Origin of the sequence: Nocardiopsis sp. LDBS1602 (assembly GCF_035818715.1) — a bacterium.
GTDB classification, from domain to species: Bacteria; Actinomycetota; Actinomycetes; order Streptosporangiales; family Streptosporangiaceae; genus Nocardiopsis; species Nocardiopsis alba.
This window is the reverse complement of record NZ_JAYLVW010000004.1, coordinates 23,485-50,329: the sequence shown is the minus strand read 5'-3', so window position 1 is coordinate 50,329 and position 26,845 is coordinate 23,485. Positions and strand designations below refer to the sequence as shown.

Here is a 26,845-nt window from a genome sequence, read left to right as displayed (position 1 = left end):
TCCCTCGTCTCAGGCGCCCTTGTCGGGGGCCGTGATCCCGCTGTCGGTCTGTCCGGTGCCGACGGTGGTGATGGCACGCGGCAGTGCCTCGCCCGAACCGTCGCGGCGCTCGCTGGGGTCGGGCAGCCGGACCGGCTTGCCGTCGGCACGCGAGGCCCGGGCGGGGGAGCGTCCCACCCACGCGAACAACAGGGTGTCCTCGCCCTTGAGATAGCGGTGACAGCGCACACCGCCCGTGGCCCGTCCCTTGGTGGGGTAGGCCTCGAACGGGGTGACCTTGGCCGACCCGGCCTGCGTACCGGCCAGGGCGGTGCTGTCACCGGAGACGGTCACCACGACCGAATCTCCAGGGCTCGGAACCGCACCGAACCACAGTACGTGGGCGTCCTCGGCCAGACGTACACCGGCCACCCCCGTGGCGGGGCGGCCCTGGGGACGTACGGTGCCGGCGGAGAAGCGCAGCAACTGCGCCTCGGAGGTGACGAAGGCGAGGTCCTCCTCACCGGTGGACAACTGGGTCGCCCCGATGACGCGGTCGTCGTCCTTGAGCGTGATGATCTCGAAGTCGTCCTTGTTGGGCGGATAGTCCGGGGAGACCCGCTTGACCACACCGCCCCGGGTGCCCACGACGAAACCGGGGCCGTGGGCGTCCATCGACACCACGGTGACCACCGACTCGCCCTCGTCGAGCTGGACGAACTCGCCCACGTCCAGGCCCGAGGCCAGGGGCGGGCGCTCCTGTTCCTCCTCCGCCGACGGTTCGGGCAGCTCCGGCAGTTCCACGACCGGGACACGGATCATCCGGCCCAGATCGGTGACCAGGCCGACGTCGGAACGCGAGGTGGTCGGCACCGAGACGTGGATCGCGTCGTGCGGCACGCGCAGACCCTCGTGGGGACGCGGCAGGGCGGCGCCCTTGGTACGGGCGATGTGCCCGTCCACACCGAACACCACGTGGCAGGGCTGGTCGGCCATCTCCAGCGGGATCACCGCGGCGCGGGCGGCGCCGTCGCTCTCGCGCAGACGCGTCCGGCGAGGCGTCGCGTACTTCTTGGAGACCTCGTTGAGCTCCTTGGACACGACCCGACGGAGCTTCTTGTCGGACTCCAGGATCGAGGTGAGGTCGTCGATCTCCTGGTTGAGCCGGTCCCGCTCGGTCTCCAACTCCAGCCGGTCGAACCGGGTGAGGCGGCGCAGCGGAGTGTCGAGGATGTAGCGCGCCTGGATCTCCGACATGTCGTAGGCGCCCATGAGGGCCTCGCGCGCGGCGGCGGTGTCGTCGGCCTCGCGGATGAGGGCGATCACGCGGTCGATGTCGAGCAGCGCCATGAGCAGGCCGTCGACCAGGTGGAGCCGTTCCCGACGCTTCTTGCGGCGGTACTCGCTGCGGCGACGCACCACGTTCAGACGGTGGTCGACGTAGACCTGGAGGAGCTCGCGCAGCCCCAGGGTCTGGGGCTGGCCGTCGACCAGCGCCACGTTGTTGATGCCGAAGGACTCCTCCATCGGCGTGAGGCGGTAGAGCTCCTCCAGCACGGCCTCGGGGTTGAAGCCGTTCTTGAGCTCGATGACCAGCCGCAGGCCCTGGTTGCGGTCGGTGAGGTCCTTCAGGTCGGAGATGCCCTGGAGCTTCTTGGACTGCACCAGCTCCTTGATGCGGCTGACGACCTTCTCGGGGCCGACGCTGTAGGGCAGCTCGGTGATGACCAGGCCGGTGCGCCGGGCGGAGACCTTCTCGATCGACACGGTCGCCCGGGTCTTGAAGGTGCCGCGACCCTTGCGGTAGGCGTCGCGGACGCCGTCCAGCCCCATGATGGTGCCGCCGGTGGGCAGGTCCGGGCCCGGGACGAACTCGGTGAGCTCCTCCAGGGTGGCGTCGGGGTTGGCGATCAGGTGCCGGGCGGCCGCGATCACCTCGCCCAGGTTGTGCGGGGCCATGTTGGTGGCCATGCCCACGGCGATGCCGGAGGCGCCGTTGACCAGGAGGTTGGGGAAGGCCGCGGGCAGGACCTCCGGCTCGGTCTCCTGACCGTCGTAGTTGGGCTTGAAGTCGACGACGTCCTCGTCGATGGAGGAGACCAGCAGCTCGGCGGCGCTGTCCAGGCGGGCCTCGGTGTAACGCATGGCGGCGGGGGCGTCGTCGCCGCCGAGCGAACCGAAGTTGCCGTGACCGTCCACCAGCGGCACGCGCATGGCGAAGGGCTGGCTGAGGCGCACCAGGGCGTCGTAGATGGCCGAGTCGCCATGGGGGTGGAGGCGGCCCATCACCTCCCCGACCACACGGGCGCATTTGACGTGTCCGCGGTCGGGCCGCAGACCCATCTCGTTCATCTGATAGAGGATCCGCCGTTGGACGGGTTTCATGCCGTCCCGGGCGTCGGGAAGAGCGCGTTGGTAGATCACCGAGTACGCGTACTCCAGGAAACTGCCGCGCATCTCCTCGGAGACGTCGATGTCGATGATCTTCTCGGCGAGATCCTCAGGGGGACGGGAAGTAGTACGGGCCATGTCCGTAATTCTGGCGTGCCCCGGTGACTGAAACGTACACGGATGAGCGGTCGGGCGTGTGTGAGCCGCGCGGCACCCGGGTTCCGCCCCTGTTCCGGGCGGGATCCACCGCGTCCGGAACAGGGTGCGGTGGACGTCTCCGACCGGTGTGTCGGCCCCTCGGTCGGCCTCGGGAACGACGGGAGAGCGTCCCCGCCCGGGGCACGGGGCGGGGACGCTCGGATCGGTTCGGTCAGTTCGTCACGGCGACCTGACGCGCGGGGACCTCCAGGGAGGTGCCGTCGGAGAAGGTGACGGTGAGCGCCTCCGCGGTGGGGTTGAACGCCGTGTAGGTGCGCTCACCCTCCTTGTCGAAGACCGCGTAGTGCGCGGTGTCGGCGGTGACGGACACGTCCACGGTCCCGAACGCGGCGAGCGTGGAGACCCACTGGTAGGTGTGCGGCACGGAACCGCCGGCCTCCGGCTCGTAGGTGTCCCACTGCTCCTCGAACATCCTCAGGGCGTCATCGCCGTCGGAGAGGGCGCGGTGGGCCCAGTGGATGTCGCGCCACACGTCCGGCTCGCCACCGATCTTGTCGACCAGGGAGTCGTAGACCGCCCCGGCGTGCTCGGGGTCGTGGCCCAGGTACAGGGAGCCCGCGGTGATGGGCAGGTAGTTGATGCCGTAGTGCTCCTCGTGGCCGCCGTCCCACCAGATCCGGTAGTCGCCGCCGTCGCCCCAGACCATGCCGACCACGTCCTCGGGGTACTCCTCCGGGAAGGTGCCGCCGCCCTGGTTCTGCCAGTAGCGGGCGACGGTGGAGGCCTGGGTGGTGTGCAGGTAGACGCCGAGGTCGCGCAGTTCCTCGTCTCCCGTCAACGCGCCGAAGTGGGCGGTGGCGGCGGCGAAGTGCATGCCCTCGGAGGAGGACTCCTGGTTGTTGCCGGAGGCGAAGCCGGCGTGACCGGAGGCCCAGCCGTGTCCGGCGTAGGGCGAGAAGGAGCGCAGACGGGGGAACATCTCGCTGTCGGGGTCGGTCCCGGCCACGTCCTCGATGAGCAGGCGGATCATGCCGCCCCAGGCGTCCTCGTCGGCCCACTCGGCGTCGTAGCGGGCGACCATGGCCGCCGCCGAGACGAAGTAGCCGTAGTGGAAGTCGTGGTCGTTGAGTTCCGTCGCGGCCCCGAAGCTGTCGGGGAAGCCGAGCATGGCGCCCCATTCGGCGTCGTGGTGGAACTGGCGGGCGCCCCCGACGGTCAGCCAGTCCTCCAGACGGCCCTTGACCAGGTCCAGGAGTTCGTCCCGGGCCTCGGTGCGTCCGATCGAGTCGGCGATGGGCACGAGCTGGGCCAGGCGACCCATGGCCTTGCCGTCCCAGTAGGTGTCACCGGGTTCGGGGAAGAGCTCCTCCTCGGCCAGGACCTCGTCGATCAGCGCGGCCATCCGGTCGTGGTCGGCCTCGTCGACGGTGGGCAGCGAGGGCATGATGCCCTGGGTGGTGAGCTCGGTGGTGAAGGACGACCCCTCCGAGACCCGCATCTCGCCTCGGGGCGAGGCGTAGGTCAGGTCGGTGAGGTCTCCGGTGGCGTTCTCCCACTGGTGCGGGTAGAGCGCCATGAGGGTGCCGGTCTCCTCTCCCTCGCGCGCCTCGGTCTCCAGTCGGTAGGTGCTGGTCAGGGTGGCGGCGGACTCGTCGTAGTCGTACTCCACCACGGAGCCGGTGACGAAGGAGTGGGCGTAGGGGGCGAAACGGTCCAGGTCGTCGGGGGAGGGCAGGAGCGCCGCGGAGTAGTACCCCTCGTCCCCGGTGGCGGCGGTGAGGGCCTCGCCCTCCAGGGTCCAGGGAGCGTCCGAGGGCGAGAACAGGGCGTAGTGGCGGCCGTTGACGGTGACTCCGACGGTCGAGCCGTCCTCGTGCCAGACCTCGGGTGCGCCGTCGAAGGTCACCCGGGCGTCCGCTCCGGAGGTCTCGGCGTAGGCGAACGGCAGCCCTTGGCCGAGGGTGACGCGCAGGGTCGGGCCGCCGCCCTCCCAATGGGCGGTGACGGTCCAGTCGCCGTGGTCGGCGGTGCGGGTGTCGGGGGAGTCCAGGCCGGTCACGCCCAGGGTGAGGTCGGAGGCGGCGGTGTACTCGTACTTGAGGTCGTCGCCGACGAGGGTGGGCGTATCGGAGTGCCCCATGTCCAGGCCGCCGGAGTGGGGCAGGAAGTTGAGCGGGTGGGCGAACAGGTTCTCGCCGTAGGGGTTGTCCGGGTAGCGCTGGAAGATCAGCGAGGACCACCACTCGTTGGTGGGGGCGGGGCCCTCGAAGTCGTCGGTGACCTTGGGGGAGACCGGGGCGCCGTCGAGGTCGGAGGGGCCGGAGCGCCCTTCGGGAAGGACGGTCGTGTAGCCGCCGGAACCCACGGGGACCTCGGTGGATCCCTCGGCGGAGACGGGGGCGGCGTCGTCCGCCCCCGAACCGGTGAGCGCGAGGGCGGAGCCGCCCATCACGAGCGCAGTGGCCGCGGCGAACAGACCGAGTCCGCCTCCGCGGGACCGCGGGCGTCGGTGGGCGTATCGAGCGGGGGAGAGGGGTTTCATATCGTGTGCCTTTCGTGCTTCTCAGCGGGAGGCGAAAGGGAGCGGGAGCGCTCCCATTCGCAGAAGACGGGGCCTTGCGCAAAGTGTTCGGGTCACACCGTGTGAACGCAATGGCACATAACGAGAACGTTTCCGTTCTGTGACCCCGGAGCTCGGATCCGGCCCCGCCGCCCCACCGGGCCGCCCGGGGCGGGGACGCTCCGGCGAAAGTGCGGAACCGTCCCTGTGGACAGGCGCCTGAGGCCCCTCCGTCTCTGGTACCAAAGAGGACATGGCCACTCCCACGGACCTCACCACCGATCTCGGCGCCCTGCGCGAACGCGCCGAGGAACACCTCCGAGCCCTGGCTGGGGACGGCGCCCGGCTGCGCGAGGACCAGTGGACCGCCATCCACGCCCTGGTCGCCGAACGACGCCGGGCCCTGGTCGTCCAACGCACCGGCTGGGGCAAGTCGGCGGTGTACTTCGTGGCCACCGCCCTGCGCCGTGCCGAGGGGGCCGGGCCCACCGTCATCGTCTCCCCGCTCCTGGCCCTGATGCGCAACCAGATCGCCGCCGCCGAACGGGCCGGCATCCACGCGCGCACCATCAACAGCTCCAACACCACGGCCTGGGAGGAGACCTACGCCGAGGTCGCCCAGGGCCGGGTCGACGTGCTCCTGGTCAGCCCCGAACGGCTCAACAACCCGGAGTTCCGCGACCGGGTGCTGCCCGAACTCGCCGCCGGGGCCGGGCTGGTCGTGATCGACGAGGCGCACTGCGTCTCCGACTGGGGACACGACTTCCGTCCGGACTACCGCCGGATCCGCTCCCTGCTGCACGACCTGCCCGACGGCGTCCCGGTGCTGGCCACCACCGCCACCGCCAACGAACGCGTCACCCACGACGTCGCCGAACAGCTCCAGGCCGGGGACGATCGGGCCGACACCCTGGTCCTGCGCGGCACCCTGGAGCGCGAGAGCCTGCGCCTGAGCGTGGTCGAGCTGCCCGACGCCACCTCCAGGCTCGGCTGGCTGGCCGAGCACCTGCCCGAGATCCCCGGTTCGGGCATCGTGTACACGCTCACCGTCTCCGCCGCCCAGGAGACCGCCCGCTTCCTGAACGAGCAGGGTGTGGAGGTCCTCGCCTACACCGGCCAGACCGACCCCGACGAACGCCGGGCGGCCGAGGACGCTCTCCTGGACAACCGGGTCAAGGCGCTCGTGGCCACCAGCGCCCTGGGCATGGGCTTCGACAAGCCCGACCTCGGCTTCGTCGCCCACCTGGGCGCGCCGCAGTCGCCGATCTCCTACTACCAGCAGGTCGGCCGTGCCGGACGTGGCGTCGAACGGGCCGAGGTGATCCTGCTCCCGGGCCGCGAGGACGTGCAGATCTGGGAGTACTTCGCCGGGCTGTCCTTCCCGCCGGAGGAGACCGTCCGCCGCACCCTCGACGTGCTCGCCGAGGCCGAGGGGCCGCTCTCCCCGGCCCACCTGGAGACCCGGGTGGACCTGCGCCGCACCCGGCTGGAACAGATGCTGAAGGTGCTGGACGTGGACGGGGCGGTGCGCCGGGTGCGCGGTGGCTGGATCGCCACCGGGCGGCCGTGGACCTACGACTCCGCACGCTACGCGCAGGTCGCCGCCGCGCGCGAGCGTGAACAGCGGGCCATGCTCGACTACATCGCCACCGACACCTGCCGGATGGAGTTCCTCCGCCGTCAGCTCGACGACCCCGAGGCCGTGGCCTGCGGACGCTGCGACGTGTGCACCGGCCGGTACTGGCCCACCGAGGTGGACGCGGGCCGGCGCGAGGCCGCCACCGACCACCTGGACCGGCCCGGAACGCCGATCGCCCCCCGTCGCCAGTGGCCGACGGGGATGGACACCCTCGGCGTGCGTCTGTCCGGAAAGATCCCGCCCGAGCTGCGCGCCGACGAGGGGCGGGCCCTGGGCCGTCTCACCGACATCGGCTGGGGGACCGAGCTGCGCCGTGTGCTCGCCGAGGACGCGCCCGACGCCCCGGTGGACGAACGTGTGCTCCAGGGCGTGGTGCGGGTACTGGCCTCCTGGAACTGGGAGGAGCGCCCCGTGGGCGTGGTGGCGATGCCCTCGCTCACCAGGCCGACCCTGGTCGCCGACCTGGCGTCCCGGCTCTCCTCGTTGGGCAGGCTCACCCCGCTGGGCTCGCTCTCCTACCGCACCGGCCGCGGCCCGGGCACCCGGCGGCACAACAGCGCGATGCGCCTGGAACAGGTGTACTCGGAGCTGGTGGCCGACCCCGAACTCCAGGAGAGGGTGGCCGAGTCGCAGCGCACCCGTCCGGGCCCGCTGCTGCTGGTGGACGACATGGTCGACAGCGGATGGAGCCTGACCGTGGGCGCGGCACTGCTGCGCAAGGCCGGGGCGCCACGGGTCCTGCCGCTCACCCTGGCCACCACCGGCGGCTGATCCGCCGGCCTCGGGCTCCGGCTCCGGTGCCCGAGGCGCTCCCCGCCCGAGGACGAGAGCGGGGCCCGTGGTCGTCGACCACGGGCCCCGCGAAGAACGTGTCAGCGCAGGCGCTGGCCCCTGGGGGCGCCACGGCGCACCGGCTGCCCCTCGCCCAGGTCGGGACGGGCACCGGGTTGGTGCAGGGCGCGGGCGGCCAGCCTGCTGGCCCGGCCCAGGGCCTCTTTGGGGTGGCGGCCCGCCAGCCACGCGGGCAGGAACCCGGCGATGAAGGCGTCGCCGGCGCCCACCGAACCCGGGGACGGATCCACCGGTTCGGCCGGGGCGGTCACACAGTCCTCACGGGTCTTGGAGGCCCACAGCCCGCCCTCCCCACCGAGCTTGATGACGACGTTGGGGAACCAGGCGGTCAACACCTTGGCGGCGGCCTCGGCGTCGTCGCGGCCGGTCAGCACCCGGGCCTGGTCGACGTTGACGAAGAGCAGACGGGCGCCCTCGGTCCAGTCCAGGAAGTTCTCCGCGCCGGCGCGTTCCAGCGGGGCGTGCGAACCACCGTCCACCGAGATGGACATGCCGCTCTCGCGGGCCATGCGCAGGGCCACCCGGGCCGCGCGGCGCGAGTCGGAGTTGATCAGGGTGTAGCCGGACACGTGGAGGTGGCCGTCGGAGGAGAAGACGTCTCGGGGCAGGTCCTCGGGCTGGAGCCTGGCGTTGGCCCCGGGGTCGCTGAGCATCGTCCGGTCGCCCCTGTGCGTGATCATGACGACGCAGGTGCCGGTCGGGCGCTCGGGGTCCATGACCATGCGCGAGTCCAGGCCGTAGCCCATGAGCTCCATCTCACGCGTACGGCCGGTGATGTCGGAGCCGCGGCGACCCACGAACGTCGTCTCGGTGCCCTCGACCGCCAGCCAAGAGGCGATGTTGGCCCCCGAACCGCCGCCGTACATGACCACCGAGGCGGGGGTGTCACTGCCCCGGGCCAACGGGTGGAATGCGCGCGCGACTGCGTCGGTCATCAGATCACCGATCACGACCACTCGTGTCATTTTCGCCAGCCACCACCGAGCGTTGAGAACCTGTGCCCGCCCGACGTTAACAGGTGAACGATCAGGGTCGGGTAACGAAGTGACAGCGCTCCGGTACGCGGGAACGTCGGCGCCGTCGGGTCCTGGGACCCACTGGAACAGAGTATGCGGAGTCGGGCGGAACCGGCGCCCACGAACCGGCCGTGGGGCGGTGATTTCAGACGGACCGCATGGACTTTCTCCGGATTCGGCCGTTTGTCGTCTAGTCTCACAGTCGTGCAGTCCTACCCGAACCACTGGGAAGCCGACGTCGTTCTGACCGACGGAGGCACCGCGCACCTGCGCCCCATCACCCCTGACGACGCCGACCTGCTGCGCGAGTTCCACTCCAGGCTCTCGCCGGAGACCATCTACTACCGGTTCTTCGCGCCCTACCCCAAACTCTCCGACCGTGACGTCCAACGTTTCACCACGGTCGACTACGAGGACCGTGTGGCCTTGGTCGCCACCATCTCCGACTCCCTGGTCGCCGTGGTGCGCTACGACAAGGTCGCCCCGGAGGAGGCGGAGGTCGCCTTCGTCGTGGAGGACGGACATCAGGGTCGGGGCCTGGCCTCGGTCCTGCTGGAGCACATCGGGGCGGCCGCGCGCGAACGCGGCATGCGCCGTTTCATCGCCGACGTGCTGCCCGAGAACCGTCGGATGATCAACGTCTTCCGTGAGGCCGGGTACACGGCCCAGCAGACCTTCGACGAGGGCGTCATCCGGCTGACCCTGGACCTTCAGCCCACGGACGGCTCCCAGGAGGTCATGCGGGCCCGTGAACAGCGGGCCGAGTCCCGGTCCATAGCCCGCCTGCTCTTCCCCGAGTCGGTGGCGGTCATCGGGGCCAGCCGCACCGCCCACACCATCGGGCAGACGGCGCTGCGCAACCTTCTGAACGGCGAGTTCCAGGGGCCGGTCTACCCGGTCCACCCCGAGGCCAAGGCCGTCGTGGGCGTGCGGGCCTACCCCTCCATCCTGGACGTCCCCGACCAGGTCGACCTGGCGGTGGTGGCGGTCCGCGCCGACATGGTCGTCGACGTGGTCGAGCAGTGCGCGGAGAAGGGGGTGCACGGTCTGGTCGTGGTCAGTTCGGGCTTCGGCGAGATCGGCCCCGAGGGTCGGGCCCGCCAGGACGAGCTGGTGCGCACGGCACGTGCCGCGGGGATGCGCGTGGTGGGCCCCAACTGTCTGGGCGTGGCCAACACCGATCCCGCGATCTCCCTCAACGCCACCCTCTCCCCGGACCTGCCCGCCCCCGGGCCGATCGGCTTCTTCTCCCAGTCCGGTGCCCTGGGCCGGGCGATCCTCCAGCGGGTCGCCGAACGCGGGATGGGGCTGTCGACCTTCGTCTCCGCGGGCAACCGCGCCGACGTCTCCGGCAACGACCTCATGCAGTACTGGCAGGAGGACCCCTCCACCAAGGTCGTGCTCCAGTACCTGGAGTCCCTGGGCAACCCGCGCAAGTTCACCCGGCTGGCCCGGCGTCTGGCCAAGCAGAAGCCGGTCGTGGCGGTGCGCAGCGGAGGTTCCGCGCAGGCCACCCCCACCGGTCACGCCGCGGGCGGGCTCGCCCTGCCCGACTACGCCGTCACCTCCCTGTTCCAGCAGGCCGGGGTGGTGCGCGTGGACGACATCACGCAGATGTTCGACGCCGCCCAGCTCTTCGCCTACCAGCCGCTGCCCGCGGGGCCGCGCGTGGGCGTCATCGGCAACTCCGACTCCCTGGAACTGTTGGTCAAGGACGCCGCCGTGCGTCAGGGGCTCAAGCCCCACGAACCGGTCAACCTGGGCCCGCAGGCCACCGCCGAGGACTTCGACAACGCGCTCCGGACCGCCCTGGCCGCCGACGACGTGCACTCGGTCGTGGTGGTGTTCGTCCCGGCCCTGCAACCGATCGGCGACGACGTCGCCCGGGTCCTGCGCGCCCGCTCCCTGGAGTCGGACAAGCCCATCGTCGCCACCTACCTGGCACGCCAGGGGCTGCCCGAGGAACTGCGCCACGTCGGCGACCTCGGCCAGACGCTGCCCGGCTCGGTGCCCTCCTACCCGGCGCCCGAGGACGCGGTGCGCGCCCTGGCCCACGCCACCCGCTACGCCCAGTGGCGCGACCGCAAGCCCGGTCGCCATCCCGAACTGCCCGACATCGACGGCGCCCGCGCCCGCTCCGTCGTCTCCCGGGCCCTGTCCAAGGCCGACGCGGCCAAGGACGAGGTCGCCTGGTTCGGCGGCGAACGCCGCTACGACGAGGAGACGGCGATCTCCAACGAGGACACGCACGAGCTGCTGTCCTGCTACGGCATCGCCGCCTACCCCGATATCCGGGTCCACTCGGCCGACGAGGCCGTGGTCGCCGCCGGAGAGCTGGGCTACCCGGCGGTGGTCAAAGCCGACGCCCCCGACCTGCGGGTCCGCGCCGGAGGCACGTTCGTCCGCGCCGACCTGCGCACCCCCGACGACGTGCGCAGCGCCTACCTGTCCCTGTACGACCGCTTCGGCGGCGAAGCCGAGCTGGTGGTGCAGCGGATGGCGGCCCCGGGCGTGCCCACGGTGGTGCGCGCCGGCGACAACCGCTCCTTCGGTTCGGTGGTCTCCTTCGGGCTGGCCGACGTCACCGCAGAGCTGTTGGACGACCGTTCCTTCCGGCTGGCCCCGCTGACCGACATGGACGCGGCCGACCTCATCCACGCGGTCCGGGCCGCCCCGCTGTTGTTCGGACTGCCGGCGGGCGCCACCTCGCTGGCCGAACAGCCCGACGTGGAGGCCTTGGAGGAGCTGCTGGTCCGGGTGTCCCGCCTGGTCGAGGCCTTCCCCGAGATCGGTTACGTGGATCTGGACCCGGTTCTGGTGAACGCCACCGGCGCCCACGTCCTCGGAGCCCGCATGTGGCTGCGCGAGGCGCCCGAGGTGCGTCCGGACTCCGGCCCCAGGAGGTTGCGCGGGGTGACGTTCTGATCCGGCAGTGGGTCTCCCGTTTCGGTGGCAGGTCGCGAAGTGTCGCCGGAAGGGGGCAGGATAGAGGTATGAGGAAAACACGTGCCGTGCCCACGGACTGGCGGCTGGAGATCGAACGGAGCGGGTACTACCCGGCTCTGGTCATCGACGCCGTCGCCACCACCCTGGGTGATGAGGACGCCGAGGCGTTCATCGTGCACCACGAGGCGACCTTCGACCCGGCGATGGAGATGCGGCGTCACATCACCGTGATGCTGTTGACCGCGACCCGGCTCGTGGTGTGCCACACCGACGAGCACCCACCGACGGAGCCCGGCGGCGCCTCGCACGCCTCCACCACCACCGACAGCATCCAACTGGGCAACGTCCAGTCCGTGGCGCTGACCCGGGTGGTGCCCAACCCGGCCCAGTACACGCCGGGGAGCACCCCCAGCGAACTGGTGCTCAGCGTCAACCTGTCGGTGAACTGGGGTGCCGTCGCCCACATCGACCTGGAACCGGCCTCCTGCGCCGACGAGAGCTGCGAGCTCGACCACGGTTACACCGGTGCCGTCACCGCCGAGCCCCTGACCCTGAGGGTCAGTGAGGCGGCCGACGGGGCCGAGGCCGTCGCCTCGATGCTCCACTTCTCGGACGCGTTGTCGCGGGCGGCCCGGGGAAGGTGACCCGAGGACACGAGGGCCGGGGACCGTCACGGTCCCCGGCCCTCGTGCGTGCGGGGTCGGTGTGGGGCCCGCGGGCCGTGGAGCGCTAGCGTGTGATCCACCCGACACCCACGGACCGTGGGTCGAACGAGTGCTCCGCGCCGTGATCTCGGCCGGCGTGGGCGCCCAACGGAGAAAGGCGAGTCCGCGATGACGCAGCACCCGACGTCCGCGACCCCCTCGGACGACACCCCGCTCGTGCGGTCGAGCGTCGACCGGGCCGTCGCCACGATCACCCTCGACTCCCCGCGCAACCGCAACGCCCTGTCCGCGCGGCTGCGCGCCGGTCTCTTCGAGGCCCTCGGCGCGGCGATGGACGACGACGAGGTGCGCGCGGTGGTGCTCACCGGCACCGGCCCCATCTTCAGCGCGGGCGCGGACCTCAAGGAGGTCGGTGCCGCCCTCAGGGGGGAGCCGGTCGAGCCCGCGCCCGAGCTGCCGGAGATCTTCGAGCGGATCATGGCCGGCCCCAAACCGGTGGTGGCCCTCCTCAACGGCCCCGCGCGGGCGGGCGGGATCGGCCTGGTCGCCGCCGCCGACATCGCCCTGGCGCCCGCCGAGGCGACCTTCGCCTTCACCGAGGTGCGCATCGGCGTCGTTCCGGCGATCATCTCCCTCCCTCTGTCCGCGCGGATGCACCCCCGCCAGTTCAGCCGCTACCTCCTCACCGGCGAGGTGTTCGACGCCGAGGCCGCGGTCGAGGCCGGGCTCCTCACCCGCGCGGTTCCGGAGGGGGAGATGGAGGAGGAGCTGGAGAACGTGCTCCAGGGGATGCGGGCCGCCGCCCCGAAGGCGCTGGCCCGGACCAAGGAGCTCATCGGCGAGCTCGCCGGCGGGGAGCGGATCCTTCCCGAGCGGCGCGCGGACGAGTTCGCCCGCCTGGGGGAGCTCTCGGCGGGGTTCTTCGCCGGTGAGGACGCGGTCGAGGGGCGGACGGCCTTCTTCGAGAAACGCCCTCCCCGCTGGTCTCGATGAGCCCGTCGTCGACCTGGGTACACCCGCTCTCCACGACAGGTCACAATGGTCGGGTGAGCTACTCCGGAGATACCAGGGTCGGCGGCCCCGCCGACCTGCGCCAACTACCGCATCTGACGATCACCAAGCTGGCCGTGGGCCCGATGGACAACAACGCCTACCTCCTGCGCTGCCGCGCGACGGGGGAGGCGGTCCTCATCGACGCCGCGGCCGAACCCGACCGTGTCCTGGAGATGATCGGGGAGGACGGGCTGGCCCGCGTGGTCACGACCCACCGCCACCAGGACCACTGGCAGGCTCTGGCCGAGGTCGTGGGCCAGACCGGCGCCCGCACGGTCGCCCACCCCGACGACGCCGACGAGCTTCCGGTGTCGGTGGACGAGCCCGTCACCCACGGCAGCACCGTCCCCGTCGGGGACTGCGCGCTCACCGTGATCCACCTGCGCGGCCACACACCCGGATCGATCGCCCTGCGCTACGACGACCCCGAGGGGCACACCCACCTGTTCACCGGGGACAGCCTCTTCCCGGGCGGGGTCGGCAAGACCTGGTCCGACGCGGACTTCCGCACCCTGTTCGGCGACGTGTCCGAGCGTGTGTTCGGCGCTCTGGCCGACGACACCTGGGTCTACCCCGGCCACGGCAAGGACACCACGCTGGGAGCGGAGCGCCCGCACCTGTCCGAGTGGAGCGAGCGCGGCTGGTAGCCGGGCCGTTCAACCGACGTAGCAGCAGAAACCGACCCGTCCGAGATGCGCGGAGACCGCTTCGGACGGGTCGGTCCCTTCGCGCAGGGCCCGATGGAAGTCGTGCGCGGCCTCGCCGGTGGGCCCGTCGGGGACCGGCAGCGGGCTCGCCACCACGGTGCGCGTGCCCAGGGAGGTCAGGGCTCCGGCGAACCCGCCCGGTCCGCCCTGGCCGGAGAGGAAGCCGTGTCCGCCCCAGCAGGTGGCCAGGACCACCGTCCTCGGCGCCGAGGGGAGCCGTGTCAGGTCGTGGGGCAGGAGCGGACCGTCGCTCAGTTCCATTCGGGGGCGGAGCGGGGCGTTCTCGTCGACGCGACCGTGTCCGGCCAGGTGGGCCAGGTCCGCGCCCGCCAGGGCCGCCAGGAGCCGGCCCCTGCGTACGCTCCGCATGATCCGCGCCTCCGGGTGGATCCCGGACAGGGCGCGTACCTCGGTTCCCGCGCCCTCGGGGCCCGCCGCGGCGGCCAGCAGGACGCGGCGCGGATCCCGGGCGGGGGAGCGTTCCACGCGTGCCCGGGCCGTGGCGACCACGGTGATCGGGCGGTCGCGCGCCCCGGGGAACAGCCCCCAGGGCGGATCGCCGAGGTAGGGCTCCCCGGTGACGACCAGGGCCCGGGCGCCCACGAGGGGCAGGATCGGATCGAGGAGGGCCCGGCCGACCTCGGTCGGGATACGCGGTGGCGCCTCCTCGGTCACCGTCGACGTGTACGTGTACCGCATATGGGCGAGCAGTCGACGTATCCGTAGGAGCGGGCCCAACGAGACCGAGTGGACCCGTCCGGCCACCGCGACCAGGGCCAGTGCCCGATGTTCGGCCGCGACGTAGTGCACGAAGGCCCGCCCGTCCAGGGAGGCGAACAGTCGCTCCCGCACCGGTTCGTTCACCGTCCCCGGAGAGGGCGGGGCCGATCGCCCCCGGCGGAGGCGGGCCATCGCCGCCGGCCGGAGCCCTTCGGCCCATTCCAGCGCGGACGAGGGGTCGCCGTGGGCCAGCGCCCGCTCCAACCCGGCACGCACCAGAGGGAGATCGTGTGCCGCCGGACCCGACCGGGGAAGGCCCGGGTCCGTGGACCGCCTTCGCCCGGAGGACGAGGACGCGCGGACCCGCCCCGTCGGACGGCCGGGTGCTCGCAGGGCGACCCTCTCCAGACGGGAGGCGAGCCGGTGCCAGGCCGTGCCCCGCCCGGTGCGCAGGCGGACCCGACGGGCCAGGTGCAGGGCCGCCCGATGGTCGCCGCACGACAGATGGAACCCGGCCTCCACCAGGGTGCGGGCGGACCCCGGTTCCCCGTCCCGCCAGGGCGACTCCGCCAGGGTGCGCCCCGCCTCCTCGATCAGTCCGCCGGCGAGCAGGGCCTCGGCCAGGTCGGTGCGCAGCGCCTCGCGTCGCCTCTCGGGGACCACCGGTACGAGCTCCCGGAAGGTGCCGATGGCCTCGGCGGTCTCGCCCCGGTACAGGGCCAGGCATCCCTGGTTCTGACGGGCCACCGTGTCGAGCAGGACGAGGTTCCTGGAAGCGGCCAGGGAACGGGCCTCATCCAGGTGCTCGGCCGCGGCGCCGAAACGGCCGGCCAGCGCCTGGGCCAGCCCCAGATCGACGAGCACGCCCGGTAACACCGAAGGGATCTCGGAGACGGGGTGGCCGCGCAGCGACCGATGGAGGTTCTCCAGAAGGGTGACGCCCTCCTCGACGCGGCCCGCTCCGGCCAGCCCGACCCCGAGGGAGATCCGGGACAGCAGGGGGCGGGCGGTGATCAGGACCGCGTGTTCGTCGTGCGATGAGGTGGGGGTGTGCGGGGGATCGGGGAACGCGCAGGGGGACACGTTCGGCCGCCTTTCACCGAGGGGGTCGACCGTCTTCAGTGATAGCAGCGGGAAGGGGAGGGAGGAAGCGTTCGTGTGCTGCCTGTGGACGGCCCGACCAGGGTGGATCTCCGGTTGTCCGGATAAAGGGGGACGGTCTTCTGAAGCGGACCGTCCGGCACACCCGGTTTCGGACGCCCCTTCCTCAGAGGACGAACCAGTCGCCGGCCACGGGCGGGTGGCCCGGGCGCTCCACGGTCAGGGAGGCCGGCCCACGTCGAAGACCCTCCGACCGGAAGCCGCCGTCGACCGTGACGAACAGGCGCGGACACCCCCAGGGGCGGTACAGCCGCACCTCCAGATGATCGAACTCCCCTCTGACGAGACCGGTGAGGGAACGTAGATCCCCTCGTGCCAGGATCAGCGCGTCGATCACCAGACCGTCGAGATCCATGCGCAGGGTCGTCGAGGTCGTGTCCTCTCCGGCGCGGAACAGGGAGTCCGGTTCCGCCCGGCCCCCGAGGAGGACGGGTGCGGGGGCGGCTCCGTCGAGGGAGCGGTCGAAGGCGGCCAGGGCGGCGTCTCGCCCGGGTTCGGATTCGTTCACGGGTCGCGCACGCCTTTCGCCGGGGTCGGCACCACGCCCAGGGACCTGCGGAGCCGGCGGAACAGGTGCCTGCGTTCGCCGGCGGTGGTGCGTCGGGTGATCGGGGCCGCGTCGGGGGAGTCGTCCAGGTAGTAGCGGGCGACACGGCGGTCGGCGGGGTCGGTGAGTTCGTCGATGGCCCGGTGGAGTTCGGTGCGCCGTTCCCTGCTCAGGTACTCGTGTTCGGTGTCGGGCTCGGGCATGGGGTACTCGGCCAGGTCCGAGGGGTCGACCGGGACCGTTCGTCGAAGCGGGTCCCTCTGGCTCGCGCACACGTTCCGGGTCACCCGGCGCAGCCAGGGGCGGAGCAGGTGGGGGGAGCGCAGTCGGGGCAGATGGCGGTTGAGGTTGAGCCACACGGTCTGGACCGCGTCCTCCCGGTCGGGGGTGGAGAGCCCGTAGGAGCGGGCGATCCGGTTGACCATGGGCAGGTGCCGGTCCACGATCCCCTCCCAGGCGCGGGGGTCGCCGTTGCAGGCCCTCAGGACGAGTTCGGCGTCGGAACACGGCGGGAGGTCGGGGCCGATTGTGGCCGGAACCGGGCGAAAAGTGGTGAGAGCATGCCCTGAACCGCCCTTTTGGGGTGTTCGGTGGTGGGGTTTCGGTGGTGGGATGTCTTCGCGAGACTGGTCTGGCACACCCGCCCCCACTATGATCGGACTCCCTGTCACAGCCTGGGGCACACGCTAGCCCCTGTGTGGTCCGGGCATGGTGGGAACGCTGGAAAATACCAGCGTGCGAGATGGTTCTCAGGGTGCCATTGGGGCACAATGGGGCAAAAGGTGTTCAAGCGGGTATGCAACCTTCTCGTGGTACGAGGGCGTCGGGGAAGCGCACTCGTTCGTATCAGGAGGTTCGGTGTCCGCACGTGGCGTCTTGTACGTCCACTCCGCGCCCGCGGCGCTGTGCCCACACGTCGAGTGGGCGGTCGCGGGTGTCGTTGGAGTACCCGTGAAACTCGACTGGGTCGCCCAACCGGCGGCCCCCGGCCATCACCGCGCCGAGCTCAACTGGCAGGGAAGGGCGGGGACCGCGGGAGAGGTGGCCTCGGCGTTGAACGCGTGGCAACGCCTACGTTTCGAGGTGACCGAGGAGGGGTCGCCCGGCTGTGACGGGGTCCGTTACAGCTACACGCCCTCCCTCGGGGTGTTCACCGCCATCACCAGCGCCGCCGGAGAGGTCCTCGTGCCCGAGGGACGCCTGCGCGCGGCCATGGAACGGGTCGCCGTGGAGGGCGGAGACCTCGCGGCGGAACTCGACCGACTCACGGGGCGCGCCTGGGACGAGGAACTCGAACCCTTCCGCTACGCGGGCGACGGCGCCCCCGTCCGCTGGCTCCACGCCGTCGGCTGACCTCCGAGCCCCTGGAACCCCTAGGCCGGGGGTTCGGCGTCGCCGGGCCAGATGGCCGAGGCGAGCAGGACCGCGGCCCAGATCCCCAGCGGGACCAGCGGCCAGTACGGGATGAGCTCACCGCCCACCAGACTGGCCGTCGCCCACATGGCGGTCAGCAGCACCCCGGCCCCCGACCACCACCGCCACTCCTCGCCCCATTCGGAGCGGGCCGGGCCCCGGCCCGTGGGCGTGGGCCGAGAGGGACGCTCCCGTTCCCGATGCGGTCGCGGCGCGGGAACGACGAGGGCGGGGGCCGGGATGTCGGCGGTCAGGGAGCGCAGCTCACCGACCAGGACCGCGTTCAGGGCCTCGCCCACCCGACGTTCGTACTCGTCGTGGTCGAGTCGGCCCTCGGTGAAGGCCACGGCCAGACGTTCGATCGTCAGATCGCGGTCGGTGTCCGAGGCGCGCATCAAGTGCGCCGGCAGACGTCGGACCTCCATTTCCCACCCCCTGAGGCGCGAGTCGGTGACCACACGATACGTGGCGCGGACGGCACGCGAAAGAGCTCACGGAGAGCGATTCCCGGAGCCTTCCGGAGACCTCTCCTCGGCCCCTGTCCTCGCAGGTGGAGAGCTCGCCCAGTGGGCCACGGCGCGGCAGGTGGACGGGTCGGCGGCGCCCACCAGACCGGTGTGCTCATAGGGGCCCCGATAGGTGAAGGCGGAACCGTCCAGCAGGGTCACCCGGCCGCCCGCCTCGGACAGGACGAGATCGGGGGCGGCCACGTCCCAGTCGCGCACCGGGACGTCCTTGACGAACAGATGGGCCTCGCCCCCGGCGATCCGGCACAGCTTCAACGAGATGCTGCCGCTCTCCAGATAGGAGCCGTAGCCGAAGTGGTCGTAGACCCGCCGTGCGATCCCGGAGGGTTCGGGGGTGTTGTCGGTGAGGACCCCCTCGCCCGGCGCGGTCGTGGCCGTACGGGGCAGTTCCACCCCGTCGCGTCGGGCCCCGAGCCCGCGCACGGCCGTGTACAGGGTGTCGAGCTGCGGGGCGTAGACCGCCGCCACCTCGGGCCGGTCCCCGATCATCAGGGCGGCCTGGGTGACGTACCCGTCGAAGCCGTGAACGTAGCTGGCGGTCCCGTCGATCGGGTCGATCAGCCAGTACCGCTCCGGCCGGCTCCGCGACAGCGAGTCGGGGTCCTCCTCGCTCACCACCGGGATCCGTCCGTCGATCCGGGACAGGCGCGCGGACAGCTCGCGGTGGGCCAGGGCGTCGGCCTCCGCCTTGAACTGGGAGCCCCGCCAGACCCCGTCGAGCGCGCCCGGGGCGCCGCGCCGTTCGCGCAGGAGCGCGCCGACCTCGGTGACCGCCTCGGCCACCGCCTCCGAGAGCGGGTGACGGCCGCTCATCGCGTACGCGCCGGGGGCACCGGGGCCGCGGGGCCGGGGATCGTGGTCCCCGGCAGGACGAGGCCCTCGCCGTTCCGGGTGGGCAGGGGCGCGGGGGAGAGCCCGTGCGAGGCGAAGCGCTCCTCGTCGAGGAACTCGTCGGTCCACCGTCGGACCATGGTCACGCCCTCCCGCCAGTCGTCGGTGAGCCGCCCTCCCGAACCGAGGGCCTGGCGCAGCAGCCCGGCGATCTCGTCCACCCCGGCCGCGGTGGTCAGCGCGGCGGTGGAGGAGAAGCGGGGGTTGATCTCGAAGATCCGGGGCCGCCCCTCGGCGTCCAGGCACAGTTGCACGTTGAACGGCCCGTCCGCGCGCAGCGCCTCCTGGACGGCGACGCAGGTACGGACCACCTCGGCGTGGCGCCGGGTCACCGCGTACTTGGTGACGCCCTGTTTGAGGAGGACCTCCTTGGGGACGACCGCCTGCACCTCGCCGTCGCGCCAGACGACCACCGACACCGTGTACTCGGGGCCGGTGACGCGTTCCTGGACGATCAGTTCGTCGGCGGCGTATCCGCTCTCGGAGATCGCCCCGGCCAGGTCTCGGACGGAGTCGACGATGGTGACACCGCGGCTGCCCCGACCACTGCGCGGTTTGACGATGAGACCGCCGGGGGCGTCCTCGATCGCGTCGGCGGGCCACTCCGAGGCCGACCAGGTGCGCGGCACCCCGATCGAGGCCTCCTCCAGCCTCCGGGTCAGGACGTACTTGTCCAGGCAGGTCGTCACGAACCCGGCCCGGGGCAGCAGGACGGCGATCCCGTCCTCGGCCAGCTCGCCGATCCGGAGCAGCTCCTCGTCCACGAGGGGGATGACGGCGACCGCGCGCTCCTCCTCGCACAGGGCTCTCATCCGGGGGAGGAAGGCGTCGCTGTCGCCCGGGGGCACCAGGTGGCCGCGATCGGCCAGGTACAGCCCCGGGGCCGTCGGGTCCACGTCGGTGGCCACCACACGGAAACCCTGCTCGCGCAGGCGCAGGATGGTCCCCGGGGTCGGGGCCGAGCCCGCCGTCGTCACGATGACCGTCGGTTCTCCCGAGTCATCCGAAGCCTTCTGTGCCACCGGTGTCAACCCTTCCAGACGTTCGTCGGATCGGTGTGGTGGGGATGGACCGAGCGTAGACCGAAGGGGCTCGCGGCGGCCCCTGTTTGGCCGGATCCGGCTCACGGGACAACCGAACCCGGCTCTCGCGCGTGTATCCAACGACCCCGGGAGGAAAAGGGTCGAGGGTGGGGCGCGCCGCGCGTGCCCCACCCTCGTGGCGTCTCCACCGGTGAGAGGCCTCAGCCCTGCTCGTAGACCGGGGTGATGAGCGCCCGGCCCAGAGCGTGCGAGAACAGGTTGAAGCCCAGGAAGGCCGGGCTCGCGGAGGAGTCCAGGCCCAGGCTGGGCACGTCCACCGCGTGCACCGCGAAGATGTACCGGTGCGGGCCGTGCCCGGCGGGCGGGGCCGCGCCGATGTAACGGTGGCCTCCGGCGTCGTTGCGCAGGGTCACGGCCTGTTCCGGCAGGCCGGAACCGTTGCCGGCGTCGGCCGCCAACTCGGTCACGTCGACGGGGATGTCGCACACGACCCAGTGCCAGAACCCGCTCGCGGTGGGGGCGTCGGGGTCGAAGCAGGTGACGGCGAAGCTCCGCGTCTCCTCGGGGAAGCCGCTCCAGGACAGCTGCGGCGAGACGTCCTGTCCTCCCGCGCCCATGATCCCGCTGACCTGGGCCGTGGGCAGGGTCTTCCCGTCGGCGACGTCGGTGCTGGTGACGGTGAACGAGGCGACCGGGGGCAGGAAGTCGTAAGGGGAGGGTGGCGTGGCCACGACGATGGCCTCCTTGGTTCTCGTGGATGTGCGTACCGGCCCGTGATCGGGCCCGCTACGAACATACGCCCCTGGAAGGGGAGGGGCGCGGAGCACGATGGGAGAGTCCGGCACCGTATCGCCTCACTCCAACGGGCCCAGGAGTCGTCGGGCCCGCAACACCAGCCCCAGTTCGAAGCGTGTGTCCGGTTCGCGTAGTCGGGCTCCGAACAGTTCCTCCAGGCGCCGCATCCGATAGCGCACCGTCTGTGGATGGATGCGCAGACGCTCGGCCGCCTCGTTGGCGTTGAAGCCCGATTCCAGCCAGGCCAGCAGGGTGTCGGCCATCCGGTCCCGCTGTGGTCCCCGCATCCCCCGCAGGGGAGCCAAGAGCCGGCGGGCCATCGCGGCGACCAACGCGCTGTCCCGGGACAACAGCAGTTCGGACAGGTGGTCGTCCCACCGGGAGAGTCCGGAGCCCGGGATCGCGCCCGAGCGCACCAGTTCCGCCAGCTCCCGGGCGCGCGAGAGCGACAGGGACGCCTCGATGATCGGCACCGTGGGCCCCATGACCGCGCCGAAGCCGCGCAGGGACCGTTCCAGGGAGCGCAGCCGGCCGGGCCCCTCCGGGTCGGGTATCAGGGCGCACGGCTCCGCCCGTTCCAGGTCCACCAGCACGTCCGACGGCGGCGCCGGGGCCGAAGGGCCCTCGACGTCCTCGCGGTGCAACAGTGCGACGGCCACCCGCTCCGGGACCCGCCACCGTGCGGAGCGGGCCAGGGTCGCCAAGGCGCCCGGGGTCGGGGCCGTCCCGGACTCGCCCAGCAGCACCTCCAGTAGCCGGGAGCGACGGCGGCGCAGCTCCTCCACCCCGGCCTCGCGCACCCGGGCGTACCCTTCCGAGGCCGCCGCCGAGACCTCCTCCTGGAACGCGAAGACCTCGTCTCCCAGGGCGGCCATGCGGTCGGGGGAGACCGCCCCGGAGCCGGCCACCCGTCGCCAGGTCACCGCGGCGGCCACGCGCATCCCGTGGTGCAGGCACTCCAGGGTGCGGCCCCGCCCGGCCTCGTCGGCGCCGAAGGCACGGAAGACGCGGACGAGGGCGTCACGGTTCTCCGGGGTGGGGCCGTGCTCGACCCGGTCCAGGAAGGCGCGCAGGGCCGTGGTGAGCACCCGTCGCGTCTCCTCCAGATGTTCCAGGGGGTGAGGGTGGCCCCTCGCCGTGTACGCGAGTTCGGCCAGCACCTCGTCGACCAGCTCGGAGACCGGTGGGAACGGCCGTGGGGGCGGCCCCGCGCGAAGGACCTCGGGGGCGGCGGCCTCCTGCCATCGGTACGTCATGTCACCTCCGGCGCGGACGCACGACGGAGTCGAACGGGCACGCCCGCGCGTGCTCTGTGCGCCAGACGGCGACCGTGACCCCGGTCACCTTCCTCCATCCCATCAGAGGCCTTCCCCACGAACAAGACCTCTCTCCGGACCGTTAGGGTGCGATCGAGACGAACCCCCCTTCCGGAAGGCCTTCCCGTGCGACGCTTCCTGCTGTGCTCCCTGCCCCTGGCCCTGGCCCTGACCGCGTGCGGCGAGGCGGAGTCGGACCCCTCGGAGGAGGGGACCTCCGCGGAGGCCGCGGCGCCCGACGACGTCGCCGAGGTGGAGGCGGCCGCGCGAACCGTCGCGGAGGGGTTCGTCGCCTCCCTGAACGCCGAGGACGCCGAGGCGGCCTGCGCCTTCATGGACGTCTCCGCGCAGGAGGCCGTCGCCGCCCTGAGCGAGGGGTCGGATGACTGCGTCGAGGCCTTCCCCGAGTACGCGGCGGGCCTCCCCGACGCCGAGGACGTCGAGATCGAGGAGATCACCACCGAGAGCGAGCTGGACGGCGGCGTCGAGGTCGTGGTCGTCACCCTCGTCCATCCGGACGAGGAGGTCGGCGCCCTGGAGATGCGCGAGTCCGAGGACGGCGAATGGCGGGCCACCCGTCTTCCCGGGCTCTCCCTCGGAGGCGCGTGAGCGGGGGCGATCGGGGCCACGGGCCCGGGTGATCGGACGAACACCGCGCCGGGGCGTTCGGCGGGGCCCGAGACGCTCCGGCTCTGGAAGAGTGGTGACCGGCGGGCACGGAACGACCGGGTGCCCGTGTTCCAACGAGAAGTGAGGTGCGCGATGATCCTCATCGTCGTCAAGTTCCGCGTCAAGCCCGAGGTCGGGGACGGTTTCCTCGACGCGGTCGCCGACTTCACCGCGGCCACCCGGGCCGAGCCCGGCAACCTGTGGTTCGAGTGGTCCCGTAGCGTCGAGCGTGAGAACGAGTTCGTGCTCATCGAGGCGTTCAAGGACGACGCCGCCGAGGCCCACGTGAACAGCGACCACTTCCGGGACGGGCTCGCGGCGATGAAGCCGCTGCTCACCGAGACCCCGCTGATCGTCAGCCGCCTGGTCGAGGGCGAGGGCTGGGACCGGATGGGCGAACTCACCATCGACTAGCCGAGAAGGAGAGCGGGCGTTGAGCACCTATGTGGCGAGCGAGGATCGGTACGAGAGGCTGGAGTACGGGTCCTGTGGGAACAGCGGGCTGAACCTGCCCAGGATCTCCCTGGGCCTGTGGCAGAACTTCGGTGGGGACCGGGACTTCGAGGGGCAGCGGAGGATCCTCCGGCGCGCCTTCGACCTGGGCGTCTTCCACTTCGACCTGGCCAACAACTACGGCCCGCCGCCCGGTTCGGCCGAGGAGAACCTGGGCCGGATCCTGGCCCGGGACCTGAAGCCCTACCGGGACGAACTGGTCATCACGACCAAGGCCGGATGGGTCATGGGTCCGGGCCCGCACCAGCAGGGCGGGTCGCGCAAGTACCTGTTGTCCTCGCTCGACCGCTCCCTGGAGAGGATGGGGCTCGACCACGTCGACATCTTCTACAGCCACCGTCCCGACCCGGACACCCCGCTGGAGGAGACCCTGATGGCCCTCCACCACGCGGTGGTGTCCGGGCGGGCGATGTACGCGGGCATCTCCTCCTACGGTCCCACGCTCAGCCGGTTGGCCGCGGAGATCATGCACGATCTCGGTACGCCCTTGATCGCGCACCAGCCCTCCTACTCGATGCTCAACCGCTGGGTGGAGGACGGGCTGTTGGACGTCGCCTCCGACAAGGGCATGGGCGTGGTGGCGTTCTCCCCGCTGGCCCAGGGTCTGCTCACCGACCGCTACCTGGACGGCACCGTGCCCGCCGACTCCCGGGCCGGGGTGGGGCGTCCCAGTTGGCGGGACAACATGCTCACCGAACCGGTCCTGGAGCGGGCGCGGGCCCTCCACGAGATCGCCTCCCGCCGCGGCCAGACCCTGGCCCAGATGGCGATCGCGTGGGTGCTGCGCGACCAGGGGCCGCGTACGGTCACCACCGCGCTGATCGGCGCCTCCAGCGTGGAGCAGCTCGAACAGAACCTCGCCGCGGTGGAGAACACCGACTTCACCGACGAGGAGCTGCGCGACATCGACCGTTGGGCGGTCGACTCCGACATCAACATCTGGCGGAGGGCGACCGACTTCATGGGGTGATCGTCCCGCGTTCGACGGGCGTCGGTGCTCGCACCGGCGCCCGTTCCTCATGATCCCTAGGGTTCCGGCGGCTTTTTCCGCTTCTCCTCGTCGCCGTTCTCGGTCGGTCCCTCGTCGTCCTTCTCGTCCGGTTCCTCGGAAGGGTATCCGGGCTGTTCCGCCTGGCGTTGGACGATCCGGAAGATCCCCAACACCATGAGGATGATGGCGATGGGGATGGCCAGGGAGAGCAGTACGCCGAACAGGGCCGCTCCTGACATCGATCCCACCTCCTTGTTCGAGCGCGTACCCGTTCGGTCGCGCCCTCACCCGTCCGTCGAACGGTCGTCCCACGCCACGGGCCTGTCCGTTCTGTTCGCGAACCGCCGCGAGGGGCGGGGGATTCCCCGGTAGGGGCGGGAAAGGGAGGCCTTTCCCTCCTGGTGGGAGATGGTTAGGATTCCGTGAACCCCGGTCGCCCTCCGAGGAAGCCGTCCAGGAGTATCCATGACCCTCCCTCCCGGAACCGCGAACGACCTCACCCTCGTCGACCTCCTTCGCCGCAACGCGCGCGAACACCCCGACCTCCCCGCCCTGTCCGGCCCCTCCCGCGATGGTCGGGGGCGGACCACCCTCACCTGGGAACGGGTCCACGCCACCGTCACCTCGCTCGCCGCGGGCCTGATCGACCTCGGGATCCGTCCCGGGGATCGCGCGCTGCTCATGATGGGCAACCGGCCCGAACACTGGCTCGCCGACCTGGCCCTGCTTCACGCCGGGGCGGTCCCCGGCAGCGTCTACTCCACCTCGGCCCCGGAGCAGATCGCCCACATCGCCCGCCACGGGCGGGCACGTCTGGCCGTGGTCGAGAACCCGACGGTCGCCGCCGTATGGGAGCCCCTCCTGAGGGACCCGGCCACGCCGTTGGAGTTCCTCGTCGTGGTCGACGGGCCCGACCTCGAACACGGCCACCTCTCCTACGAGGACCTGGTCGGGACCCCGGGCACTCGGGGAACGGAGAGCCTCCACGAGCCGGGCCCCGACGACCTGGCCACCGTCATCCACACCTCCGGCACCACGGGAGCCCCCAAGGGGGTGGCCATCACCCACCGCGCCGTGCTGGCCCAGGCCATCGCGCTGGACCGGAGCGTGGGCGTTCCCGGCCACCCCGACCACGTCTGCTATCTGCCGCCGGCCCACATCGCCGAACGCGTCCTGGGCCTGTACCTGCCGCTCCTGCGCGCCTCCCACGTGTGGATGTGCCCCGAACTCGCCGACCTGCCCGCGACCCTGGCCCGGGTCCGCCCTCCGCACTTCCTCGGGGTGCCCCGGGTGTGGGAGAAGCTCGCCGTGGCGGTCCGACTGGTGATGGCCGGTCTGTCCGAGGACGAACGGGCCGCCGTCGACGCCGCCCGCCGGATCGCGACCGAGCGACTGGCCCACGTCGAACGCGGCGACGAGGTCCCCGAAGCGCTGGAGGAGGGCTACCGGCGGGCCCGGGCCGAGGTCCTCACCCCACTCCTGGCCGGGCTGGGCCTGGATCGGCTGATCCTGGCCGCCGGCGCCTCGGCGCCCCTGCCCCCCGACCTGGTCCGTTTCTGGGCGGGCCTCGGGGTCGTGATCATGGACGCGTGGGGGCTCACGGAGTCCGTGGGGGTGGCCACCATGAACGTCCCCTCGCCCGGAGGGTTCCGGCTCGGTTCGGTGGGGCGTCCCCTGCCCGGGATCGAGCTCCGTACGGGCGAGGACGGCGAGGTGTTCCTGCGCGGTGACTCGCTCTTCGAGGGCTACCTGCGCGAGGACGGGACGATCGATCCGGCCGTCGACGACGAGGGCTGGTTCGCCACCGGCGACGTCGGTCGTGTGGACGAGGACGGGTTCCTGTGGATCACCGACCGCAAGAAGGAGCTCATCGTCACCTCGGGGGGAAAGAACGTCTCACCGGCGCTGGTGGAGAACGCCCTCAAGGAGCATCCTCTGATCGGCCAGGCCTTCGTGCACGGTGACGGACGTCCCTATCCGGTCGCCCTGTTGGTCCTGGACCCTGAGGTGACCCCGGTGTGGGCGGTGTCGCGCGGGGTGGACCCGGGGCCGGATCCGGCCGGGCACCCGGAGATCGTCGCCGAGGTCGAACGCGCCGTCGAGGCCGCCAACGCCCGACTCAGCCGCCCCGAACGGGTCAAACGCCATCGATTGCTGGCGGGTGAGTGGGGTCCGGGCAGCGGGGAGCTGACCCCCTCCCTAAAGATCCGCCGCCGCGTGGTGGCGGAACGCTACGCCGGGGAGATCGACGCCCTCTACGAGGAGTGAGCACGGCCGCACCGGGAGCACCGT

Annotated in this window: 22 protein-coding genes; 10 read left to right on the top strand and 12 right to left on the bottom strand. The window is 71.7% G+C overall.

Going from position 1 to position 26,845, the window contains the following annotated elements; genetic code table 11:
- Positions 1-9 precede the first annotated feature (9 nt).
- Together U9J66_RS15400 and U9J66_RS15395 are read right to left on the bottom strand one after the other, a co-directional pair.
- A complete protein-coding gene (locus tag U9J66_RS15400; protein ID WP_042284853.1) occupies positions 10-2,508 on the bottom strand; it encodes a DNA gyrase/topoisomerase IV subunit A in 2,499 nt (832 codons plus the stop codon).
- Between the two features lie 232 nt (positions 2,509-2,740).
- Complete coding sequence (locus tag U9J66_RS15395; protein WP_326338016.1) at positions 2,741-5,071, bottom strand: glycosyl hydrolase; 2,331 nt, start codon at positions 5,069-5,071, stop codon at positions 2,741-2,743.
- 271 nt (positions 5,072-5,342) lie between these two features.
- On the opposite strand from U9J66_RS15395, the gene U9J66_RS15390 reads away from it, so the two are divergent.
- The gene (locus U9J66_RS15390; RefSeq protein ID WP_161110320.1) at positions 5,343-7,499 is read left to right on the top strand and encodes a RecQ family ATP-dependent DNA helicase; all 2,157 of its coding nucleotides are present in this window, start codon (positions 5,343-5,345) and stop codon (positions 7,497-7,499) included.
- 101 nt (positions 7,500-7,600) lie between these two features.
- On the opposite strand, the gene U9J66_RS15385 is transcribed toward U9J66_RS15390, so the two are convergent.
- The gene (locus U9J66_RS15385; protein ID WP_014910637.1) at positions 7,601-8,536 is read right to left on the bottom strand and encodes a carbohydrate kinase family protein; all 936 of its coding nucleotides are present in this window, start codon (positions 8,534-8,536) and stop codon (positions 7,601-7,603) included.
- Positions 8,537-8,800: 264 nt separating this feature from the next.
- Between U9J66_RS15385 and U9J66_RS15380 the strand changes: the two genes are divergently transcribed.
- The 4 genes from U9J66_RS15380 (at position 8,801) to U9J66_RS15365 (ending at position 13,907) form a co-directional block, all read left to right on the top strand.
- Entirely contained in the window at positions 8,801-11,521 is a 2,721-nt protein-coding gene (locus U9J66_RS15380) for a bifunctional acetate--CoA ligase family protein/GNAT family N-acetyltransferase (protein WP_014910451.1), read from the top strand.
- Positions 11,522-11,589: 68 nt separating this feature from the next.
- Positions 11,590-12,186 carry a DUF5998 family protein gene (locus U9J66_RS15375; RefSeq protein ID WP_202421429.1) on the top strand — a complete coding sequence of 199 codons (597 nt, stop codon included), beginning with the start codon at positions 11,590-11,592 and terminating at the stop codon, positions 12,184-12,186.
- Positions 12,187-12,375: 189 nt separating this feature from the next.
- Entirely contained in the window at positions 12,376-13,200 is an 825-nt protein-coding gene (locus tag U9J66_RS15370) for an enoyl-CoA hydratase-related protein (RefSeq protein WP_326338015.1), read from the top strand.
- Positions 13,201-13,253: 53 nt separating this feature from the next.
- Entirely contained in the window at positions 13,254-13,907 is a 654-nt protein-coding gene (locus tag U9J66_RS15365) for an MBL fold metallo-hydrolase (protein ID WP_014909536.1), read from the top strand.
- A 9-nt stretch (positions 13,908-13,916) separates the two neighbouring features.
- Here the strand turns inward: U9J66_RS15365 and U9J66_RS15360 are convergent, their stop codons facing one another.
- From U9J66_RS15360 to U9J66_RS15350, 3 genes are all read right to left on the bottom strand, one after another.
- A complete protein-coding gene (locus U9J66_RS15360; protein ID WP_326338014.1) occupies positions 13,917-15,770 on the bottom strand; it encodes a CHAT domain-containing protein in 1,854 nt (617 codons plus the stop codon).
- A gap of 184 nt (positions 15,771-15,954) precedes the next feature.
- The gene (locus tag U9J66_RS15355; RefSeq protein WP_014909757.1) at positions 15,955-16,356 is read right to left on the bottom strand and encodes a hypothetical protein; all 402 of its coding nucleotides are present in this window, start codon (positions 16,354-16,356) and stop codon (positions 15,955-15,957) included.
- Complete coding sequence (locus tag U9J66_RS15350) at positions 16,353-16,838, bottom strand: RNA polymerase sigma factor (RefSeq protein WP_014912418.1); 486 nt, start codon at positions 16,836-16,838, stop codon at positions 16,353-16,355. Before U9J66_RS15350 ends, U9J66_RS15355 begins: the two co-directional genes overlap by 4 nt.
- Before the next feature lie 415 nt (positions 16,839-17,253).
- Between U9J66_RS15350 and U9J66_RS15345 the strand changes: the two genes are divergently transcribed.
- Complete coding sequence (locus tag U9J66_RS15345) at positions 17,254-17,748, top strand: DUF3145 domain-containing protein (protein ID WP_026124874.1); 495 nt, start codon at positions 17,254-17,256, stop codon at positions 17,746-17,748.
- Between the two features lie 20 nt (positions 17,749-17,768).
- Here U9J66_RS15345 and U9J66_RS15340 read toward each other — a convergent pair whose 3' ends face one another.
- From U9J66_RS15340 to U9J66_RS15320, 5 genes are all read right to left on the bottom strand, one after another.
- Positions 17,769-18,233 carry a DUF1707 SHOCT-like domain-containing protein gene (locus U9J66_RS15340; protein WP_014913264.1) on the bottom strand — a complete coding sequence of 155 codons (465 nt, stop codon included), beginning with the start codon at positions 18,231-18,233 and terminating at the stop codon, positions 17,769-17,771.
- Positions 18,234-18,299: 66 nt separating this feature from the next.
- Entirely contained in the window at positions 18,300-19,148 is an 849-nt protein-coding gene (locus tag U9J66_RS15335) for an inositol monophosphatase family protein (protein WP_017533840.1), read from the bottom strand.
- Positions 19,145-20,206 carry an ATP-grasp domain-containing protein gene (locus tag U9J66_RS15330; protein WP_199806170.1) on the bottom strand — a complete coding sequence of 354 codons (1,062 nt, stop codon included), beginning with the start codon at positions 20,204-20,206 and terminating at the stop codon, positions 19,145-19,147. The genes U9J66_RS15335 and U9J66_RS15330 overlap by 4 nt, the downstream gene beginning before the upstream one ends.
- A gap of 263 nt (positions 20,207-20,469) precedes the next feature.
- Complete coding sequence (locus tag U9J66_RS15325; protein ID WP_014908728.1) at positions 20,470-21,000, bottom strand: YbhB/YbcL family Raf kinase inhibitor-like protein; 531 nt, start codon at positions 20,998-21,000, stop codon at positions 20,470-20,472.
- A 123-nt stretch (positions 21,001-21,123) separates the two neighbouring features.
- On the bottom strand, positions 21,124-22,320 hold the full coding sequence (locus U9J66_RS15320) for a PucR family transcriptional regulator (protein ID WP_326338012.1): 1,197 nt from the start codon (positions 22,318-22,320) through the stop codon (positions 21,124-21,126).
- 186 nt (positions 22,321-22,506) lie between these two features.
- On the opposite strand from U9J66_RS15320, the gene U9J66_RS15315 reads away from it, so the two are divergent.
- The 3 genes from U9J66_RS15315 (at position 22,507) to U9J66_RS15305 (ending at position 24,532) form a co-directional block, all read left to right on the top strand.
- Positions 22,507-22,989, top strand: coding sequence for a hypothetical protein (locus U9J66_RS15315; protein WP_042284869.1), 483 nt, complete (start codon positions 22,507-22,509; stop codon positions 22,987-22,989).
- A gap of 153 nt (positions 22,990-23,142) precedes the next feature.
- Complete coding sequence (locus tag U9J66_RS15310) at positions 23,143-23,463, top strand: putative quinol monooxygenase (RefSeq protein ID WP_017533844.1); 321 nt, start codon at positions 23,143-23,145, stop codon at positions 23,461-23,463.
- A gap of 19 nt (positions 23,464-23,482) precedes the next feature.
- Positions 23,483-24,532: an aldo/keto reductase gene (locus tag U9J66_RS15305; protein WP_161110314.1), complete on the top strand. Its 1,050-nt coding sequence runs from the start codon at positions 23,483-23,485 to the stop codon at positions 24,530-24,532.
- A 56-nt stretch (positions 24,533-24,588) separates the two neighbouring features.
- Here the strand turns inward: U9J66_RS15305 and U9J66_RS15300 are convergent, their stop codons facing one another.
- Positions 24,589-24,792, bottom strand: a complete 204-nt coding sequence (locus tag U9J66_RS15300) for a hypothetical protein (RefSeq protein ID WP_326338011.1) — start codon at positions 24,790-24,792, stop codon at positions 24,589-24,591.
- 226 nt (positions 24,793-25,018) lie between these two features.
- Between U9J66_RS15300 and U9J66_RS15295 the strand changes: the two genes are divergently transcribed.
- Positions 25,019-26,821 (top strand): AMP-dependent synthetase/ligase, encoded by a 1,803-nt coding sequence (locus U9J66_RS15295; protein ID WP_326338010.1) that lies wholly within the window; start codon positions 25,019-25,021, stop codon positions 26,819-26,821.
- Positions 26,822-26,845: the final 24 nt, after the last annotated feature.

Bases quoted from the DNA above. Each gene is read 5' to 3' on its own strand.
- U9J66_RS15400 (WP_042284853.1), bottom strand. From the start codon at position 2,508: ATGGCCCGTACTACTTCCCGTCCCCCTGAGGATCTCGCCGAGAAGATC.
- U9J66_RS15395 (WP_326338016.1), bottom strand. From the start codon at position 5,071: ATGAAACCCCTCTCCCCCGCTCGATACGCCCACCGACGCCCGCGGTCC.
- U9J66_RS15390 (WP_161110320.1), top strand. From the start codon at position 5,343: ATGGCCACTCCCACGGACCTCACCACCGATCTCGGCGCCCTGCGCGAA.
- U9J66_RS15375 (WP_202421429.1), top strand. From the start codon at position 11,590: ATGAGGAAAACACGTGCCGTGCCCACGGACTGGCGGCTGGAGATCGAA.
- U9J66_RS15370 (WP_326338015.1), top strand. From the start codon at position 12,376: ATGACGCAGCACCCGACGTCCGCGACCCCCTCGGACGACACCCCGCTC.
- U9J66_RS15340 (WP_014913264.1), bottom strand. From the start codon at position 18,233: ATGGAGGTCCGACGTCTGCCGGCGCACTTGATGCGCGCCTCGGACACC.
- U9J66_RS15335 (WP_017533840.1), bottom strand. From the start codon at position 19,148: ATGAGCGGCCGTCACCCGCTCTCGGAGGCGGTGGCCGAGGCGGTCACC.
- U9J66_RS15320 (WP_326338012.1), bottom strand. From the start codon at position 22,320: ATGACGTACCGATGGCAGGAGGCCGCCGCCCCCGAGGTCCTTCGCGCG.
- U9J66_RS15310 (WP_017533844.1), top strand. From the start codon at position 23,143: ATGATCCTCATCGTCGTCAAGTTCCGCGTCAAGCCCGAGGTCGGGGAC.
- U9J66_RS15300 (WP_326338011.1), bottom strand. From the start codon at position 24,792: ATGTCAGGAGCGGCCCTGTTCGGCGTACTGCTCTCCCTGGCCATCCCC.
- U9J66_RS15295 (WP_326338010.1), top strand. From the start codon at position 25,019: ATGACCCTCCCTCCCGGAACCGCGAACGACCTCACCCTCGTCGACCTC.